At 43.8% G+C, this 16,866-nt stretch carries 18 protein-coding genes; 5 read left to right on the plus strand and 13 right to left on the minus strand.

Going from position 1 to position 16,866, the window contains the following annotated elements:
• The first annotated feature begins 78 nt into the window (after positions 1 to 78).
• Positions 79 to 366: a hypothetical protein gene (locus tag MHI15_RS24175; RefSeq protein WP_076125983.1), complete on the plus strand. Its 288-nt coding sequence runs from the start codon at positions 79 to 81 to the stop codon at positions 364 to 366.
• 60 nt (positions 367 to 426) lie between these two features.
• On the opposite strand, the gene MHI15_RS24180 is transcribed toward MHI15_RS24175, so the two are convergent.
• Entirely contained in the window at positions 427 to 1,287 is an 861-nt protein-coding gene (locus MHI15_RS24180; protein ID WP_341164966.1) for a helix-turn-helix transcriptional regulator, read from the minus strand.
• A 127-nt stretch (positions 1,288 to 1,414) separates the two neighbouring features.
• Between MHI15_RS24180 and fabF the strand changes: the two genes are divergently transcribed.
• Positions 1,415 to 2,653, plus strand: a complete 1,239-nt coding sequence (fabF, locus tag MHI15_RS24185) for a beta-ketoacyl-ACP synthase II (RefSeq protein ID WP_340975812.1) — start codon at positions 1,415 to 1,417, stop codon at positions 2,651 to 2,653.
• Positions 2,654 to 2,737: 84 nt separating this feature from the next.
• Here the strand turns inward: fabF and MHI15_RS24190 are convergent, their stop codons facing one another.
• The 4 genes from MHI15_RS24190 to MHI15_RS24205 form a co-directional block, all read right to left on the minus strand.
• Positions 2,738 to 4,210: a family 43 glycosylhydrolase gene (locus tag MHI15_RS24190; RefSeq protein WP_445668013.1), complete on the minus strand. Its 1,473-nt coding sequence runs from the start codon at positions 4,208 to 4,210 to the stop codon at positions 2,738 to 2,740.
• Between the two features lie 184 nt (positions 4,211 to 4,394).
• A complete protein-coding gene (locus MHI15_RS24195) occupies positions 4,395 to 5,462 on the minus strand; it encodes an ABC transporter ATP-binding protein (RefSeq protein WP_076135552.1) in 1,068 nt (355 codons plus the stop codon).
• Between the two features lie 139 nt (positions 5,463 to 5,601).
• Positions 5,602 to 6,141 carry an HXXEE domain-containing protein gene (locus MHI15_RS24200; RefSeq protein WP_076125975.1) on the minus strand — a complete coding sequence of 180 codons (540 nt, stop codon included), beginning with the start codon at positions 6,139 to 6,141 and terminating at the stop codon, positions 5,602 to 5,604.
• A 67-nt stretch (positions 6,142 to 6,208) separates the two neighbouring features.
• Positions 6,209 to 7,171 carry a phosphotransferase family protein gene (locus tag MHI15_RS24205; protein WP_076190157.1) on the minus strand — a complete coding sequence of 321 codons (963 nt, stop codon included), beginning with the start codon at positions 7,169 to 7,171 and terminating at the stop codon, positions 6,209 to 6,211.
• A gap of 172 nt (positions 7,172 to 7,343) precedes the next feature.
• On the opposite strand from MHI15_RS24205, the gene fabV reads away from it, so the two are divergent.
• The gene (gene fabV, locus MHI15_RS24210) at positions 7,344 to 8,534 is read left to right on the plus strand and encodes an enoyl-ACP reductase FabV (RefSeq protein ID WP_312147881.1); all 1,191 of its coding nucleotides are present in this window, start codon (positions 7,344 to 7,346) and stop codon (positions 8,532 to 8,534) included.
• Positions 8,535 to 8,553: 19 nt separating this feature from the next.
• Here the strand turns inward: fabV and MHI15_RS24215 are convergent, their stop codons facing one another.
• The 6 genes from MHI15_RS24215 to MHI15_RS24240 all read right to left on the minus strand — a co-directional run bounded on the left by MHI15_RS24215 (position 8,554) and on the right by MHI15_RS24240 (position 13,814).
• Positions 8,554 to 8,811 carry a DUF2164 domain-containing protein gene (locus MHI15_RS24215; protein ID WP_076125970.1) on the minus strand — a complete coding sequence of 86 codons (258 nt, stop codon included), beginning with the start codon at positions 8,809 to 8,811 and terminating at the stop codon, positions 8,554 to 8,556.
• A gap of 72 nt (positions 8,812 to 8,883) precedes the next feature.
• Positions 8,884 to 9,870 carry a phosphotransferase family protein gene (locus tag MHI15_RS24220; protein WP_341164968.1) on the minus strand — a complete coding sequence of 329 codons (987 nt, stop codon included), beginning with the start codon at positions 9,868 to 9,870 and terminating at the stop codon, positions 8,884 to 8,886.
• Positions 9,861 to 10,829: a sugar phosphate isomerase/epimerase family protein gene (locus tag MHI15_RS24225; protein ID WP_076101695.1), complete on the minus strand. Its 969-nt coding sequence runs from the start codon at positions 10,827 to 10,829 to the stop codon at positions 9,861 to 9,863. Before MHI15_RS24225 ends, MHI15_RS24220 begins: the two co-directional genes overlap by 10 nt.
• Positions 10,830 to 10,863: 34 nt before the next feature.
• Positions 10,864 to 11,934, minus strand: coding sequence for a Gfo/Idh/MocA family protein (locus tag MHI15_RS24230; protein WP_339248411.1), 1,071 nt, complete (start codon positions 11,932 to 11,934; stop codon positions 10,864 to 10,866).
• 22 nt (positions 11,935 to 11,956) lie between these two features.
• Positions 11,957 to 13,054 carry a Gfo/Idh/MocA family protein gene (locus MHI15_RS24235; RefSeq protein ID WP_339248409.1) on the minus strand — a complete coding sequence of 366 codons (1,098 nt, stop codon included), beginning with the start codon at positions 13,052 to 13,054 and terminating at the stop codon, positions 11,957 to 11,959.
• The gene (locus MHI15_RS24240) at positions 13,047 to 13,814 is read right to left on the minus strand and encodes a sugar phosphate isomerase/epimerase family protein (RefSeq protein WP_076125967.1); all 768 of its coding nucleotides are present in this window, start codon (positions 13,812 to 13,814) and stop codon (positions 13,047 to 13,049) included. The genes MHI15_RS24235 and MHI15_RS24240 overlap by 8 nt, the downstream gene beginning before the upstream one ends.
• Positions 13,815 to 14,091: 277 nt before the next feature.
• Between MHI15_RS24240 and MHI15_RS24245 the strand changes: the two genes are divergently transcribed.
• Positions 14,092 to 14,910, plus strand: coding sequence for an AraC family transcriptional regulator (locus MHI15_RS24245; protein ID WP_076125965.1), 819 nt, complete (start codon positions 14,092 to 14,094; stop codon positions 14,908 to 14,910).
• 105 nt (positions 14,911 to 15,015) lie between these two features.
• Here MHI15_RS24245 and MHI15_RS24250 read toward each other — a convergent pair whose 3' ends face one another.
• Positions 15,016 to 15,747 carry a class I SAM-dependent methyltransferase gene (locus MHI15_RS24250; protein ID WP_339248404.1) on the minus strand — a complete coding sequence of 244 codons (732 nt, stop codon included), beginning with the start codon at positions 15,745 to 15,747 and terminating at the stop codon, positions 15,016 to 15,018.
• A gap of 61 nt (positions 15,748 to 15,808) precedes the next feature.
• Positions 15,809 to 16,015: a hypothetical protein gene (locus MHI15_RS24255; protein WP_076125962.1), complete on the minus strand. Its 207-nt coding sequence runs from the start codon at positions 16,013 to 16,015 to the stop codon at positions 15,809 to 15,811.
• A 162-nt stretch (positions 16,016 to 16,177) separates the two neighbouring features.
• On the opposite strand from MHI15_RS24255, the gene MHI15_RS24260 reads away from it, so the two are divergent.
• Entirely contained in the window at positions 16,178 to 16,858 is a 681-nt protein-coding gene (locus tag MHI15_RS24260) for a TIGR00266 family protein (RefSeq protein ID WP_036686316.1), read from the plus strand.
• Positions 16,859 to 16,866 lie beyond the last annotated feature (8 nt).

Consider the following 16,866-nt stretch of genomic DNA (forward strand, 5'->3'; position numbering starts at 1 on the left):
ATTCACCATGGCATTCGCTCTAGCATTAATAGATTTTCAACATAGAATATCCTATCAAACGAAAAGGAGGTCGTTACTATGGCCATCGTATTACCGCTTCAATATTTCAATTTAGCCCCTGTCATTGGTAAATCTTATTATGAAAACCTTGCAGGTGGAATTAACGCTGCTGTTACTGTGAACAACAACTCCAACTTCCCAGTAGATTTAGTAATCACTCGTGTGAATGCTCCAGTTATCACATACACGATTCCAGCATTCAATAGCCTTACGCTTGCAGTTCATGCCCTTTTGGTAGCTGCACTCTTAAGTACTCCTGCTGGCACCACATTCGGAACTATTGAAATTTCAACATCAGATTTCTAATAGTGTAGCATTAAGCATCTCTAGCTGGAAGTTCAGCTAGGGATGCTTCTCTATGTGAATCTAGCTTAATCCTTCTATTGTATGCTGCTCCATAAGCTGCTTCAGCTTGGTTTCAGTATTCGAATCTCCCGCAGGAGTATAGATGCTGCAGCGTAAATCTGCACTGCCATGAACCTGCAAAGAGGTTAGATGAAATAACATTTTTCCCGCCTTGGCATGTCTGAATTCTAGTAACACATCCGGGGCCGAGCTAACCCGACTTTGCTCCCACATCTCATTAAAAGCCGGATGCAATTCTTTCAATTCCTCTATAAATTCATCATACCAATGATCCTCTACATACTGTCCGTAATACGCTCTGAAGATAGAAAGATAACCGCTGACGAATTGTTCCCAATTCACTGCTAAGCGCCTAAACTCCTTACGAACAAATAACAATCGGATCATATTCCGCTCTTCGATAGGCAGCTTTGAGAAATCAAGAAAAACATGGGCGGCAGCTTCATTCCAACCGACGATTCCGCAACGTCTATCAGAAATAATCGTAGGACAATATTTAAGTTCCTGTAAAATTTTCTGCAGCGAAGGACTAATTACGGAAGATTCATCTTGCGGATAGGGTGTGGTTCTGGTTCCAGTTTCTAAAGCCAGTGCAAAAAGATACTTCCGCTCATCTTTAGTCAGCCTAAGTGCAGTGGCAATACAGTCCAAAACAGAGGACGAGACTTTTATATCTCTGCCTTGTTCAAGCCACGTATACCAGGTACTGCTTACCCCTGCAAGCTGTGCAACCTCTTCCCTGCGGAGTCCTGGCGTTCTTCTGCGTGTGCCTTCTGGCAAGCCTACAGAGCTTGGTGAAATTGCCGCACGACGTGCTTTCAAAAAATCGGATAATGCTTGTAATCTTGTTTGATTAGCCATAAGCTACCTCCACTTTGGGATTTCTGTTCCTTTAGTATAGTACAAATTATACTAGGATAAACGATAACTTGTAATAGGATAAATAAAGTGGAAAAATACTAGTATACACTAGCTGAGGAGGTTCATTATGGAACGCGTAGTGATTACAGGCATGGGCTTAATCTCACCACTTGGAAATACAATCGAACAATTTTGGGATCGGCTAATTTCTGGTGAATCGGGTATATCCCCGATCACTTCATTTGATACAACAGGTTTTAAGACGAGAATTGCCGGCGAAGTACGTGATTTCGATGCAGAGGGCAGATTTGGGCGTAAAGAGGCACGGCGAATGGACAGATTCAGTCAGTTTGCCCTCGCAGCTACTGAAGAGGCTTGGAAACATTCTGGCCTCCAGCTTGATAAGATTGACAAGGAGAGACTTGGCGTTTATGTAGGATCTGGTGTTGGAGGAATTCAGACCTTGATGGATCAAGGTACGGTCCTGAAAGAGCGTGGACCTGATCGAGTCAGCCCTACCTTAATTCCCATGATGATCTCCAATATGGCTGCGGCGATGATCAGCATTAAATTTGGAGCTCTCGGCCCGACCATGTCTCCAGTAACAGCTTGTTCTATTGGAAATACTGCAATTGGCGAGGCCTTCCGTTTAATTCGTTATGGCGGTGCGGACATCGTTATAGCCGGGGGTTCTGAGGCTGCTATTACTGGAATCTCGCTGGCCAGCTTCGGGAATGCCACCTCTTTATCTACACGAAATGAAGAGCCTACTAAAGCGAGCCGCCCTTTCGATGGAGGACGGGATGGCTTTGTAATCGGTGAAGGTGGCGGCATAGTCATTCTTGAGTCACTCTCCCATGCTCAGCGTAGAAACGCCAAGATTCACGGTGAAGTGATCGGGTATGGTGCTAGCTCTGATGCTTATCATATGGTTGCCACTCATCCAGAGGGGATTGGTGCCTATCAAGCTATGAAGTTAGCGCTAAATGAAGCTAATCTCCAGCCCCACAACGTAGATGTAATCAGTGCGCATGCGACAAGTACAGTAGTAGGAGACCATTCTGAAACCCTAGCGATTAAAAAATTATTTGGCGAGCATGCCTACCACATCCCCGTAACCGCTAATAAGTCCATGACTGGACATGCTTTAGGGGCCGCTGGCGGCTTAGAAGCCATCGCTTTAGTTAAGAGTATCCAAGAAGGGATCATTCCTCCTACCATCAATCAGGACACGCCTGATTCCATCTGTGATTTAGATTACGTACCTAACAATGCACGAAAAGCTAATCTCGAAATAGGCATCTCTAATTCATTTGGCTTCGGCGGCCATAATGCTGTTATTGTGATCCGAAAGTTCGTAGACTAATCCTACATTATAAAAGGGGTTTCAACTTAGCCATTACACATGACTAGTTGAAACCCCTTCTGCTGTTAATCCTTTTAAACTATCTTATTCCGAAGGTGATACATGACTTCCCCAGATAGAGATCCCTTCATTAGAAACCGCGGTGAACGTCATAACATTACTGGCTGTAGCTTCATTCCACTCTTTCAGGAACACACCCTTATAAGTAGAACCACCTATCGTTAACTCTGCAGTATGATCGTCGATAAGCTTCCACTTGCCCTTTACTGCGCCTTTGATTTTACCACTCTTCGTCAATTGAATTAGCTCCGATTGCACGATATCTGCCGTAATTTCTTTATTATGATTCACATATTTGTATTCGCCTGCGATTTGCTCTTTCGTATATTTATCAATGGTCTCGCCACCATAACGGTGTGGTGCGACCACCGGCCAGCCATCAGCGTTCATGAACATCTGGTGTACTCTAACCTCATGCTTTTCACCACGATTCGGGAACCGTGTATGGAAGATCAAATAATACTTGCCAGTCTCTTCATCGTAAAATGCGGAGTTATGTCCTGGTGATACATATCCTTCCCCACTTACTGGGAGCTCATCGTCATTATTCAGGAATTCGAAATTCCCCATGAGTTTAACTCCGTAAGGAGCATAAGCAGGATCATCAAACAATACGCCAGCTGTGCCCTGTGAATCGATCATATCCTGGCCCTCAGAATCTTCAAATGGTCCATCAGGTGTCTTCGAGCGAGCTACACGGATGTTATATCCGCCATCAGCAGCCAGCCCCCCGTAGGATAGGAACAGGTAGTAGTAATCCGTCTCAGGACTGTACAGCATATAGGGAGCTTCTATCCGCGCATGATTTGCGCCTAGAAGCTTTTTGCCATAACCTTGATCTGGCAGTGGGAATCCTGTGCTTGTATCCAGTTCCATAATAAAAATACCACCGGAATAAGAACCATACACCATCCACAATCTTCCTTCTTTATCAAAGAACACATCCGGATCTACAACATTCGGCTTTTGTGTGGCATCATAAGTTTCTCCGTCATCGCCTACGCCCACCATACCTGACTTTAAGAAGATCCCTTTGTCCTTATAAGGTCCTTCAATATGGTCTGACACGGCTATACCAAGTGCTGATAATGGGGAATCACCTTTACACGCGTTGTAATACATATAATATTTACCATCCGCCAATTGAATGACATCCGGTGCCCATAAAGTGTCCGTCTTTCCCCAGGTTAAGGCCTCTTTTAATTCCTCTTTGACATTCGGGATGAGTACGTTTCCATCAACAACTCCAGAGGACAATTGAGTCCAGGACATCAGGTCGTCGGATTTAGCAGAAGCCAAATGCGAGCCAAACACATAGTACTTATTATCAGCCAAAATAATGGAAGGATCATGTACAGAAACATTCTTGAAGACAGGCTGAACAGGCTCAGGTCCGCTGTTTGTGTTGCCAGAATTAGCCGTGTCGTTGTTGCACGCGGTTACAGCTAATAATGAAACGCTAAGTAAAGTAGTAATAATTATCTTCTTCATCGTTATACCCCCTATGTATGCCTTTTCATTTTGAGATGAAAACGATAAATAGTCAACCCTTTTATTTAATTAAGTTCGTATTAATTCATATTTATTTAAATAATATTGAACATTGTAGAAAATAAAAAAAAACGCTAAGCCAACTAAATGGCCTAGCGTTTCCTCTTATTATTTAGTTAAAACAAGTTGCTTACTTAGCGCCTTCTTGCACTAAAACTGGCTCTGGATAAGCGTTCTTAAGTATACGTTGTCTATTCTTAACGACTGTTGGTGGTTCCACCTTAGGTGCCATCGGATGCATTAACCAAGACTTCACCATATGGGTATCCGAAACCTTATACATTGGAGGCTCTTTCTCCATATCGATTTGCATAGCATAGGTGCTGCGAAGTGCGAAGGCATCACCCTTAGGCGGTTTGATCAAATCTGGAGGGGTACCAGGAATAGCGGTAAGCAAAGAACCTTTGCTCTCTAAACTTGGCATGGATGCAAGCAATCCCCAAGTGTAAGGATGTCTTGGATCGTAGAAGATCTCTTCTGCAGTTCCCATTTCAACAATTTGTCCGGCATACATTACCGCTACACGATCCGCCATTCTTGCTACAACACCAAGATCATGGGTGATAAAAATAATCGCCGTATCAATCTTTTTCTGCAATTCCTTCATCAGGTCAAGAATCTGTGCCTGAATGGTAACGTCGAGCGCTGTAGTTGGCTCATCCGCAATCAGAAGCTTAGGGTTTGCTGCAAGTGCCATTGCGATAACGACACGTTGACGCATACCGCCACTGAACTCATGCGGATATTGATTGAAGCGGCGCTCTGGTGAAGGAATACCTACTAGCGTAAGCAGTTCAACCCCACGTTTATTGGCAGCTTCTTTGGAGATTTTCTCATGTTTGTGCAGTACTTCAGTAATTTGTCTGCCGACCTTCATCATCGGGTTCAAGGAAGTCATCGGATCCTGAAAAATCATACCGATCTCTTTACCACGAATCTTCTGCATTTGCTTCTCAGTCTTACCGATCAAATCTTGTCCATCAAATAAAATTTGTCCACGTTTATATTCTCCTGGCGGCGTTGGAACTAGCTTCATTACCGCTTGTGAAGTTACACTTTTACCGGAACCGGATTCCCCAACTATCGCTAGAGTTTCACCTTTATCTACATGGAAGCTAACACCACGGATCGCTTGTACTTCTCCACCGTGTGTTTTGAATGATATCGCTAGATCTTTTACCTCTAAAAGGCGCTCCATCTTGTCACCCTCTCATTTCCTCGTCAATTATGATAATGATTCTCACCAAGTTGTAAGCAATAAGTATTATTTTATCTAGTTCTAAGGGTTCTAGTCAAGATTTTTCTGAAAAAGATATGGCCAGCAGCAGCCTTATGTACTAGTTCTGTTTAATGCGAGTTCTATTCTTCACTAACAACCACAATATTGGCGGAAGCAGCAAAAGAACTAACAGCAGAGACCATCCGATATCTCCAAGGGATACCAAGTTGTCATTCAATAGTCGATAATACGCATAAAGAGAATAGGGAAGAACTACTAGTACTGCTGTAACTACCCCTGGTGTATATATCTTTAAATATATCGTCTGTCCTAGATGAGTAAATACATGTAAGAAAAATACCGCAAGCACTGCCAAGTACAATAAGTAATTAGAAAAGAATACTGCAATACAAGTTACCGTCACTATAAAAATATACACGAATAATACGTCCATTGCAAAATTACGTGTAGTCATTTGTAACATCGAATGATACGTCTTGCGCATAAACGAAGGAATTGCGTCCTCTAACCTGGTTCTATACTTTGCCCCCCATGCTTCAATCGTTAATATTTCTTCAAAATCATGAAACATAAATAGGATCGGCAACAGCCACAGCAAACTTACGATATCAATATGTACACTTAGCCACTCAAACATGAGAATCCTCTCCCTTCTCCTGCTCAGCCTCCTTACCTTCTTATGTTGTAATCTTGCTGAAAATGTCCTAACCCATGAAACGTTCCCAACCTTCCAGCAGATTATCCTGTGCCCACTGGAAATGGCCTTGGCTATCGTATTTACGCGAATAACACTCAATGAAATAAATTAAATCGATATATAAGTCGTAGAGCTTTTTGCGTGCACATTCATTAGGGCTATCAAAACTGTCCCCATAACCTCTACAGAAATGCTCAGAATCCTCAATATAGCGAAAATAATATTCCATAAGGTGATCGCCCCATAACGCCCGTTCCCAATCGATTAAGGCAACAATGCTTCCCTCTCGCACAAACACATTCCCATCCCATAGATCCCAGTGAACTAAACGTGGCTCAGTGACCACATCCATCACATGTATACGGCTGTTGATCTCCGCCTCAATCTTTTCTAAAGGAATGGGCATCTTTGCCTCTAAGCGCCGAGCATCATCAAGGAGGTTGCCAATCAAATTTTGAAAGGTTTCCCGCCAAGAAGTCCCCTTTATCTTCGAGGATACATTAAATAATCCGAAATGATCCCCTTGAATCTCATTGATAATCCGGCTATAACGACCTAATTCTTCCTCAATACAACTTCTTTGCTGCGGACTAAGCTCTTCCTTAATTTCATTATAGGGCTGGCCGATTATTTTCTCCATGAAAAAAAAGTCACTCGATATTAAATTTCTGCTGTTATCATAAGCGTATACCTCAGGCACAGGTACCGTTCCTTTAGACTTCATTAGCTGCATTGCCGCAACCTCTGTAGCCATGATATCGTGCTCGTAACTTAGCGTGTCTGTCTCATCGGATGGCGATATTTTAAGGATCGTAGCTCTGCCATCTGACAATAGGAGGTCATAAGCTGCGTTGAAATAACCTCCCGTCAATTCCGTACTTTGAATGATTTTCACATGGCTTCCAAAAGCAGCACCCACCAGGATGTCCTGCTGCTCAACCGTCAATTTTGTTTTAGTCTGACTTTCCAAGACTTCACCACCATACAGAGTTAAGTAAAAATCCAACCTCATAAAAGCCCGGGATTCATTGTATTTGATACAAGAAAGATAAACAATCCTTCTCCATTGGAATGAAAATTGTTAAAATTAGAAATAACACGTATCATTAGCTGCTTTTCATGAAAGAGAGGAAACTATTATTATGATCATAAAACCTAGAACACGTGGCTTTATATGTACAACCGCACATCCGCAAGGCTGCGCTCGTCAAGTCAAGCGGCAAATTGAGTATATTAAGGCACAACCCGCGATCAAAGGACCCCGGAAGGTGCTTGTCATTGGCGCATCCACAGGCTACGGCCTCGCCTCACGGGTTACAGCCGCCTTTGGGGCTGGAGCCAGCACAGTAGGCGTATATCGGCCGAGCAGCAGCAATGGAGCCCGTACAGCCTCTGCTGGGTGGTACAATTCCGCCGCCTTCGAACAACTTGCGGAGTCTGCAGGCCTGCAATCCTACAGCGTTACCGGAGATGCTTACTCCAAAGAGACCAAAGAAAGAACGATTCAGCTGATTCGCAGCGAATTAGGACAAGTCGATTTGGTCATCTACAGTGTTGCTTCTGGGCGCCGTACAGACCCGGAGACAGGTGAAGTATATAACTCTGTTCTCAAACCTATTGGCGACACCTTTACCAACAAAACTGTAAATTTTCATACGGGTGAAGTCACTCAAATCTCCATCGAACCCGCGACCGATAAGGAAGTTCATGATACCGTACGGGTGATGGGCGGTGATGATTGGCAGTTATGGATAGAAGCACTCCAGCAAGCCGGAGTATTAGCTGATCACGCAACCACTATTGCTTATTCGTATATCGGATCAGAGCTTACTCAAGCCGTATATCGCCAGGGAACGATTGGACTTGCTAAAGACCATCTCGAAGCTACGGCAAGAACACTTAACGAAGCGTTAGCTGTTACTCACGGTAGAGCTTATGTAGCGGTCACAAAAGGTCTTGTCACACAGTCCAGCTCGGCGATTCCTGTCGTGCCCCTCTATATTTCCGCCCTTTACAAAGTCATGAAAGAGCACGGTCTTCATGAAGGTTGTATTGAGCAAACCTATCGGTTGTTTGCTGAACATCTCTACGCAGCGAAAGGAACTCCTGTGGATGAAGAAGGGCGTATCCGTATAGATGATTGGGAATTGTCTCCGGCAGTCCAGCAAGAAGTAATAGAAATCTGGGACCAGCTTACTTCAGACAATATCTACGACCTAACGGATCTGCATAGCTATAAACAGGAATTCTTCCAGCTATTTGGATTCGAGACTGAAGGTGTAGATTACGAAGCTGATACTGATCCAGACGTAACTGTTATAAATCTGCGCTAAAATTAATCGTGTTTTTGGATTATCTTCTGCCTGAGGATAAGGGTTGTTCGAGAGCATAAATCTCCTCTTCCAGAGAAATCATCTTTTGCTCAATCATTTTTCGTGCATCTGCCAACGCTTGATTGTAAATATAAGGCGAAAGTTCTTTGAGCATAAAATCGAGAAGGTTCTCGCTGGCTAATTGCCCAATTTCACTGGACAGCTCTGTGTCAAAATATTCTTGAATACTAGCTGTAATCTGAAGCTTATGTTCTCTCGGTATTTTTAACGGCTGCATGGTAATCCTCCAATCTAGTTAGATACAGGAAAATGACGTGCTTTCGCACGTCATTTTTCACACCTATAACCTTCATTCACTGCTGCCTTTAAAACGGTTCCAACCCTCAGTCAAGTTATCATGCGTCCAACGGACATAACCTTCGTCTGCATATTTGCGTGAATAACATTCGATAGTAAGAATAAGATCAAGATAAAGATCATAAAGCTTCTTCCGCTGAATCTCGTTCGGACTGTCGTAGGTTGTTCCGTACCCCTTATAGAAACCGGCAGAATTCTCAAAATGCCTAAAATAATACTCCATCAGCACATCGCCCCATAGGGCTCTCTCCCAGTCAATCAGCGATACGATGACTCCATCCTTCACAAATACATTCCCATTCCATAAATCCCAATGCACCAGTCGTGGCTCGGTTACGGCATCTAATGCAGGGAGATACTTGGAAACCTCCTGCATAATCTCTTCACAGGACGCAGGTAGCTTTGCATTCAGCCTCTTGGCATCAGCAAGTACACTTTCCATCAGGCATGAAAAGGTCTCTCTCCACGAGGCTCTTGGCTCCTCTGAATCCGTTCCAAAAATGCCAAAACGTTCTCCGCGTATCTCATTGATTATGCGATTGTAACGCCCCAGCTCCGTTTCGATAGCGTCTCTCTCCGGAAGCGAAAGACTCTCCTTTACATCACTGTAGGGCTGGCCCTCCACCTTCTCCATAAAGAAATACGGAATAGGAATAAGCAGCAGACTTTCATCATAATGGTAGACGGCAGGCACGGGCACAACACCCTTATCTGCAACCATACGGAGAGCTTCCACTTCAGTTCGCATAATGTTCTTCTCGTAACTTAACGTATCTGTCTCTACAGCAGGGGCAACCTTTAGAATGACAGATTTCCCAGTGCTGAGTTCCAAATCATAGGCTGTATTAAAAAAGCCTCCCGTAAGTTCTGAACTAAGGTTAACCGCAGTTTCTGAACCGAAAACCGCTTTCACCAAAATATCCAGCTGTTCATCATTTAATTTAACTTTCGTGAAGCTCTCCATTTCGTTTAAACCCACCACATTTCTGTCAGTGGCTCCTCAATCAATACTTGTTGAAGGTTACTTACAGCTTTGGAGAAACCTTCTTCAATAGACATCAGCCCATCTTCATGCTCAATACTAACCACATAGTCATACCCAACCAAACGAAGTGCACTAATAATGTCAGCCCAAGTCTTAAGATCATGTCCAAAACCGACAGAACGGAACTGCCAAGCACGGTCAAGCATCTTGGTATACGACTGCATATCAGTTAATCCGTGCATATTGACATTCACAGGATCAATAACGGTATCCTTCGCATGGAAGTGATGGATTGCACCTTGGCGTCCCAAAATATGAATCGCTTGCACAGGATCAATTCCTTGCCACCACATGTGACTCGGATCAAGGTTCGCACCGATCACTTCACCTGCTGCTTCTCTCAGCCGCAGCAGAGTACCTGGTGTGTGTACAGAGAATCCGCCATGCAGCTCAAGACCTACCTTTACATCATGCTGAGCGGCAAAGGCACCCCATTCTTTCCAATAAGGAATAACCTTGTTCTCCCATTGCCAGTCCAGAATTTCTTGATAATCATTGGGCCATGGAGCTACAGGCCAGTTCGGATATTTAGCACCCTCATGATCTCCAGGACATCCAGAGAAGGTATTCACAACCGGAACCCCTAGCTTCTGCGCCAATTTGACCGAGTTTACGAAATCCTCATGATCCTTTTGAGCAAGTTCTTTTTGCGGGTGCAATGGGTTACCGTGGCAGCTCAAAGCACTGATTGTAAGTCCGCGAGATTCCACGGCATGTTTGAATTCTTGTAAGGCTGTTTCATTCTCCAGCAGCATTTTAGGGTCGCAGTGGCTGTTGCCAGGATTGCCTCCCGTACCGATTTCTACCGCCTTTAGCCCTTTGGATACTACGTAATCAAGAGCATCCTCCAGCTTACGACCTCCAAACAAGACCATAAATACTCCAAGTTTCATTGTAGGCCACCTCCTCTTGGAAATAGTTTACTTATTATTTATCGTAGATATCAAAATTCTTCACCACTTGATTACTCTCAGCAGCTTCAAAAATAACTTCTATCAAATTCTGTACCCGCATAACCTCAGCGTTCTTAACGATAGGTTCTGCAGTTCCCTCAATGACAGCAGCGAAATTATCATAAAAGCTAGAGCTTAACTCCGACGGCTGAGGTAATTCCTCAGTGATCGTTGCCCCCTCCGATGGAGGTGCCATAGTTTTAGTTAGTCCTACACCTGCACGAATCGGCTTCGGTTCGATTTTTTCACCTGCGTTATTTCTGGTCACCAATCTTCCAGTTAAAGACCAGTCTTCAATAATTCCAGTGCCTTCGATACCCTTCACATACCATCTTGGCAAAGTAATAAAGTTAGTCGTGCCAACCTCTACGATCGCTTTAATTCCATTCTCAAATTGCAGAATAGCTTCAAAACCGTCATCGACATCGTTTCCTAAAATAAAGCTTAAACTACTGCTCACACTGGTAATTTTGCTATCAATCATGAATAATAGCTGGTCCAATAAGTGAACGCCCCAATCCAGCAGCATCCCTCCGCCTTGTGCCTTAACATGACGCCAGTCTCCAGGAATTCCGTTCGCTCCGTGCACGCGGGATTCGATCTGGAATAGGGATCCAATCGTCTCCTCGTCGTACATTTTTTTGATAGTTAGAAAATCTTCATCCCAACGTCTGTTCTGATGCACCATAAACACACGTCCGGCTTCATCAGCCGCCGCCAGTATTTCTTGAAATTCAACCTTTGATAGAGCAACTGGCTTCTCACAAATGACATGTTTGCCAGCTTGTAATGCACGAATCGCAATTTCTTTGTGCACATCGTTCGGTGTGGCAATTAGAATAATTTCGACCGAAGAATCTGCCAATACTTCTTCATAACTTTGGTACGCCTTGTAGCCAGCGTCGTTGGAATTGGTACGACGTGCTTCAAGCACATCGTACGTTCCAACTACGATTAAGGTAGAGGTCTCTTTTATCAATCCTGCGTGATAACTTCCCATTCCTCCAAAACCAACAATGACTACAGAATGTCTGTTTGAACTCATGAACTTCACACCTGCTTCTCGTTTAGTTATCTGATGTTCCGTCAAAATACACAGCACGACCTGTACGGGAAGATTCGTAAATAGCCTCCAAAATTTGGGTAACGACAAGGGCTTGTTCAGGTTTAACTACTGGTTCTTTATCTTCCCGAACTACTTCAAGCCACAAGCGAGCTTCACGATCGGATTCACTCTCTTGTCCTCCGTTAAAGAAAGCTACTCCCCCTGCGGACAAGTCAATTTTAGTCTCGTATAGACGGCCACCACGGTCACCATTTAAGCGTAACCCGTCCTTCATATCTGCACCACCCTCTGTACCTGCTAGGAGCGTCTTCGCTTCTCCAAATTCAGATACATTAAGAGCCCAGCTTGATTCCAGTACAATTGTAGCACCATTTTCCATGGTAATAAATCCAAATGCTGAATCTTCTACTTTAAATTGTTCAGGGTCCCATGGACCAAAGGCATTTCCGCCGTTTTTACGGTTACCAAGCTTATGGAAAGTCGAGCCCATAACACTACGCGGTTTATAATTGTCCATCATCCATAATGTTAGATCAAGCGCATGCGTACCGATATCGATCAGTGGACCGCCGCCTTGCTTTTCTTCATCCAGGAATACGCCCCATGTAGGAACCGCACGACGACGAACGGCAATCGCTTTTGCATAATAGATCTCACCAAGCTCACCGTTTTCACAAACGTCTTTAAGATATTCACTATCCGCACGATAACGGTTCTGATAAGCTACAGACAATTTCATGCCTGTACGTTTGGCAGCCTCTAACATTTCCTGTGCTTGAGCTGTAGTCTTCGCCATTGGCTTCTCACACATTACATGATTGCCAGCTTCCAATGCTGCGATTGTGATCACGGAGTGACTGTCATTCGGTGTACATACATGCACGATATCGAATCCTCCGGCTTTCAAAAGCTCTTGATAATCTGTATATACAGCCGCGCCTTCAGCACCATAGGTTTTTGCTGCTTCCTGTGCACGTTCTTCGACGATATCACAAAAGGCTACCATTTCAGCGTTTGCTTGACGTGACAAACTTGGCATATGTTTTCCATTAGCAATTCCACCGCAACCGACAATAGCAATTCTCAACTTTTTAGACATGAACATTTCCCCCTTGATTAGCGTATGCTTTTACCCATTTCAAACTATCTTCTACACTTCCTAATGGTGAACGGCTGCAATAATCCTGCTCCACTACCGCCCACTCTACCTTTGCCTGTACAGCCGCATCAAGAATTGCTGTAAGGTTTACTTCTCCTTCGCCTAGAACAACCGTTTCCGGTGAACCATCCTCATGTTTCTTCAAATCTTTCAGATGGATGATTGGCAACCGGCCAGCGTATTTATTGATATACTCTACGGCATCATAACCTGCGTGATGTACCCAGCATGTATCCATTTCAACTTGCAGCAAATCAGCCGGCACCTCTTCAAACAAACCGTCAAACGCTGTACGGTCACCATATCGATCAGTTAACTCAAAGTCATGATTATGGTACAAAAGAACCGCTCCACGCGCCTTACACTTTTCTCCAATAATCTTCAGATTCGCAGCAACTTCTTCATAGTTACGTTGTTCTTCTGACAGATACGGCACAATTAGATGATGATTTCCAATCTCCAGGTTGTACGCGATCTCTGCCTCTGTATCATTCAACAACGCGTCATAGGGACGGTGTGCGCCCAGCGCTACTAGTCCAAGTTCATCAAGCAATTGTTTGACTTCTGCTGCGCTACGGCCGAAGTAATGGAAAAACTCCACACCTTTATAACCAAGGGCTGCTACTTTACGCAGTGTCCCTTCAAAATCCTGTTCCAGTTCTTCTCTGAGCGTATACAATTGCAGGCCTATCTTCAGCATTTTCGAATCACTCCAATTGGATTTAAAGTTAGCTTTCTGTAGTGACAATCACTTGAACAATAATGCTGTAACAGAATTGACTAATCTGATTCACATCAGTTTCCTTAAACTGTCATTCTTGTAAGCACAGCTAATACCGACTGTTTCTAGCGTTGATGGTCGATTTCTTTCTTTATTGCTTAGCTACATAGTAATATGAAAGCGTATATATTAAAATGAATAATATGATTAAAACATGAACAATCTGCTTATCATTTCAATACACCCAGGAGGACCTATGACTCATTCTGCTACCTGTCACGTATTATCAGCCGGATTTTCTTTTCATCGCAAGCCTTTTCATATGTCTCAAAGTCAAGGGAACCAGAACTTTCTTATACGTCTGCAAACAGAAGGAAGGAGCCGTGCATTGATCGATGGTGTAATGTCACCTGTGGAAAGCGGGGATATTATGTTATTCGCTCCAAATGATCCTTACTATTTGATCATAGATAAAGAAGAGTACCCTGTGGGCAAGCCACGAATTGAAAGCGGAGATTATCATATCTTTTGCGGAGGAACATGGATTGATGAATGGTGGCAACGTTCACAAAGACCCACTCGCCTAAGTGTGCCGCTTAGTGAGAGTTTTCTTGGCTTGTTTCGCCAATTGATTCTGGAGCACCGTCGACTTTCCGACTTCTCTCCAGAAATATCTGCCTGCTATCTGCAAATTCTATGTATGGAAATCGACCGGCTAATTACAGATCAGCCAGCAATTACTCCAAAAGGTTATCTGGCATACCGAATGAAGCAATATGTTGAGGAGCACGCAACCCTACCCTTTCTATTGGAAGATGTAGCAGGTTTTGTGGGTATATCCGTCTCGCGGGCCGTTCATTTATTTAAGGAAGCCTTTGGGACCAGTATTATTAAATATGTAAACGATGTCCGACTGGAAATGGCCAGAGAACGGATAACCTTCAGTCCCATGCCGCTGGAGCAAGTAGCAGAAACTTGTGGTTTTGCGAACTACACCTATTTTCACCGGGTCTTCCGAAGTCGTTTCGGGATGTCACCAAGAGAATATCGTGTGCACAGCAGAGAACAGGTGTAAATGAAGAAAACCCGTTTCATTGCAAAAGGGTTGTCCCTTAGTAGAAAAGGCTACTTTTAGGACAACCCCTGCCTCTATATTTGAACATAACTCGTGAGCATGAGATTATTCTTTTACAGCCGAAATGATCAGGAACATCGGTCTACGCTCCTCATCCTTCATCCATAGATCATTACTCATTTCTGCTGAAGGCTTTGGTTCTTTAACCGCTTTAATAGTAAAGCCAGCTTCAATCAGGTCATTGAAATAGGTGGAAATCGTGCGATGGTATTTAATCACATTTTCTGTTAAGAATTTCGTTTCACGAAGTCCTTCTGATTGATAATGATCTACGGGCCAATGCAGGCGGTTTCCTTGTTCATCGGCATACCAGTCTTGCTCTTCACGTGAAGTAAAGATTGGATGCTCCACTGAAAAAATAAAACTCCCGCCAGGCTTAAGAAACGAATGCACCTTTCGGCAGATGGCTGCAAAAGATTCAATATAGTGGAAAGCCAATGAACTGAGAACCACATCAAATTGCTCGCTCGCAAAATCAATGTCCTCAATCGGCAGCTGGATATAAGTTATAGCAGGATCGTTCGTTTTTTCACGCGCCTGTTGCAGCATTTTTTCAGAGATATCCACACCTATAACTGAACTCGCCTGCTGCTCACGGGCATATAGGCAATGCCAGCCAAAGCCGCAGCCCAGATCAAGCACACTTTTATTATGTAAGTCTGGAAGAAGCGCCTTTAATACATGCCATTCTCCTGCTGCTGCAAGCCCTCCAATAGAACGGGGCATTTGCTGGTAGGCAGAGAAGAAATTCGAATCGTCATATTTATTTTGTTTCATCAGGGATACATCTCCTATATATTATTTCTTCAATTACTATACGCTGAGCGATGTTCTCTTATCAAATAGCCAATAAAAAAGGAGCATCATCTTGGAAGATCTGCCCCTTATATCTATTCTTATTCAATTGTTCCTGCTTGCTTGGTGTTAATCGTACATGCTGTGAAATGGCTCCATAATCACTATTCAATCTACGACTCTGTGCTGCGCACCAGGCTCCGGAGCGCTCTGCCTTACGCAAGGCTTTTTGTGTCTTGGTTCGTGCCATGTGACACCACTCTCCTATTCATGGGTGAATGATTATTGATCTTACATCTATAAGACAACTTCATTTTAACATATTCCAGACTATGAGCGAAGCAAGAATTCCGTTACACTTAGAGCAAAGCTAGTATTCTATCTTATCTAAATAGATGCGGAGGTTTAAAGGATGAATTACCAGGTTTTGTATGAAGGTGCTTTTGCTATGTTAAAGGTCCAACTAAATCCCGGTGAAAGCGTAAAGGCTGAAATGGGCGCAATGGTCGCGATGTCACCTAACGTAGAATTAAAAGGAACCGTGGATGGTGGTTTAATGCGCGGTCTCGGGAGAATGCTGAGCGGTGAGAAATTCTTCTTTCAAGAACTTAGAGCGACCCGTGGTCAAAGTGAGGTATTGCTGTCACCTGGCTCACTCGGCGATATTCAGGCGATAGAATTAGACGGATCGTATAAACTGTTAGTTCAAAAAGACGGATTTCTCGCCGGAACTGAAGGCATTCAAGTAAATACCAAAATGCAGAATTTAACCAGAGGGCTCTTCTCCGGTGAAGGCTTCTTCATTGTAGAAATCAGTGGCAGAGGAACGGTGTTCCTGTCTTCCTTCGGTGCTATCCATGCAATAAATTTAGGACCTGGTGAAGAAATGATTATCGATAACGGACACCTCGTAGCATGGCCAGACTATATGGACTACAAGGTGGAAAAGGCAGCCTCTGGCTGGCTTAACAGCATAACCAGTGGTGAAGCACTTGTCTGCCGCTTCCGTGGAGAAGGTGTAATTCTCGTTCAGAGCCGTAACCCTGGCAGTTTCGGAACGTGGATCAAATCCTTTGTACCTACTCGAAGCTAGACTTCCTA

The sequence above is a fragment of the Paenibacillus sp. FSL H7-0918 genome (genome assembly GCF_038007025.1).
Taxonomy (GTDB): domain Bacteria; phylum Bacillota; class Bacilli; order Paenibacillales; family Paenibacillaceae; genus Paenibacillus_AQ; species Paenibacillus_AQ odorifer.

Coding starts and splice junctions, on each gene's coding strand:
- MHI15_RS24195 (WP_076135552.1), bottom strand. CDS start 5,462: ATGGAGCGCCTTTTAGAGGTAAAAGATCTAGCGATATCATTCAAAACA.
- MHI15_RS24200 (WP_076125975.1), bottom strand. CDS start 6,141: ATGTTTGAGTGGCTAAGTGTACATATTGATATCGTAAGTTTGCTGTGG.
- fabV (WP_312147881.1), top strand. CDS start 7,344: ATGATCATAAAACCTAGAACACGTGGCTTTATATGTACAACCGCACAT.
- MHI15_RS24175 (WP_076125983.1), top strand. CDS start 79: ATGGCCATCGTATTACCGCTTCAATATTTCAATTTAGCCCCTGTCATT.
- MHI15_RS24240 (WP_076125967.1), bottom strand. CDS start 13,814: ATGCTGAAGATAGGCCTGCAATTGTATACGCTCAGAGAAGAACTGGAA.
- fabF (WP_340975812.1), top strand. CDS start 1,415: ATGGAACGCGTAGTGATTACAGGCATGGGCTTAATCTCACCACTTGGA.
- MHI15_RS24250 (WP_339248404.1), bottom strand. CDS start 15,747: ATGAAACAAAATAAATATGACGATTCGAATTTCTTCTCTGCCTACCAG.
- MHI15_RS24225 (WP_076101695.1), bottom strand. CDS start 10,829: ATGAAACTTGGAGTATTTATGGTCTTGTTTGGAGGTCGTAAGCTGGAG.
- MHI15_RS24260 (WP_036686316.1), top strand. CDS start 16,178: ATGAATTACCAGGTTTTGTATGAAGGTGCTTTTGCTATGTTAAAGGTC.
- MHI15_RS24235 (WP_339248409.1), bottom strand. CDS start 13,054: ATGTCTAAAAAGTTGAGAATTGCTATTGTCGGTTGCGGTGGAATTGCT.
- MHI15_RS24215 (WP_076125970.1), bottom strand. CDS start 8,811: ATGCAGCCGTTAAAAATACCGAGAGAACATAAGCTTCAGATTACAGCT.
- MHI15_RS24230 (WP_339248411.1), bottom strand. CDS start 11,934: ATGAGTTCAAACAGACATTCTGTAGTCATTGTTGGTTTTGGAGGAATG.
- MHI15_RS24255 (WP_076125962.1), bottom strand. CDS start 16,015: ATGGCACGAACCAAGACACAAAAAGCCTTGCGTAAGGCAGAGCGCTCC.
- MHI15_RS24245 (WP_076125965.1), top strand. CDS start 14,092: ATGACTCATTCTGCTACCTGTCACGTATTATCAGCCGGATTTTCTTTT.
- MHI15_RS24180 (WP_341164966.1), bottom strand. CDS start 1,287: ATGGCTAATCAAACAAGATTACAAGCATTATCCGATTTTTTGAAAGCA.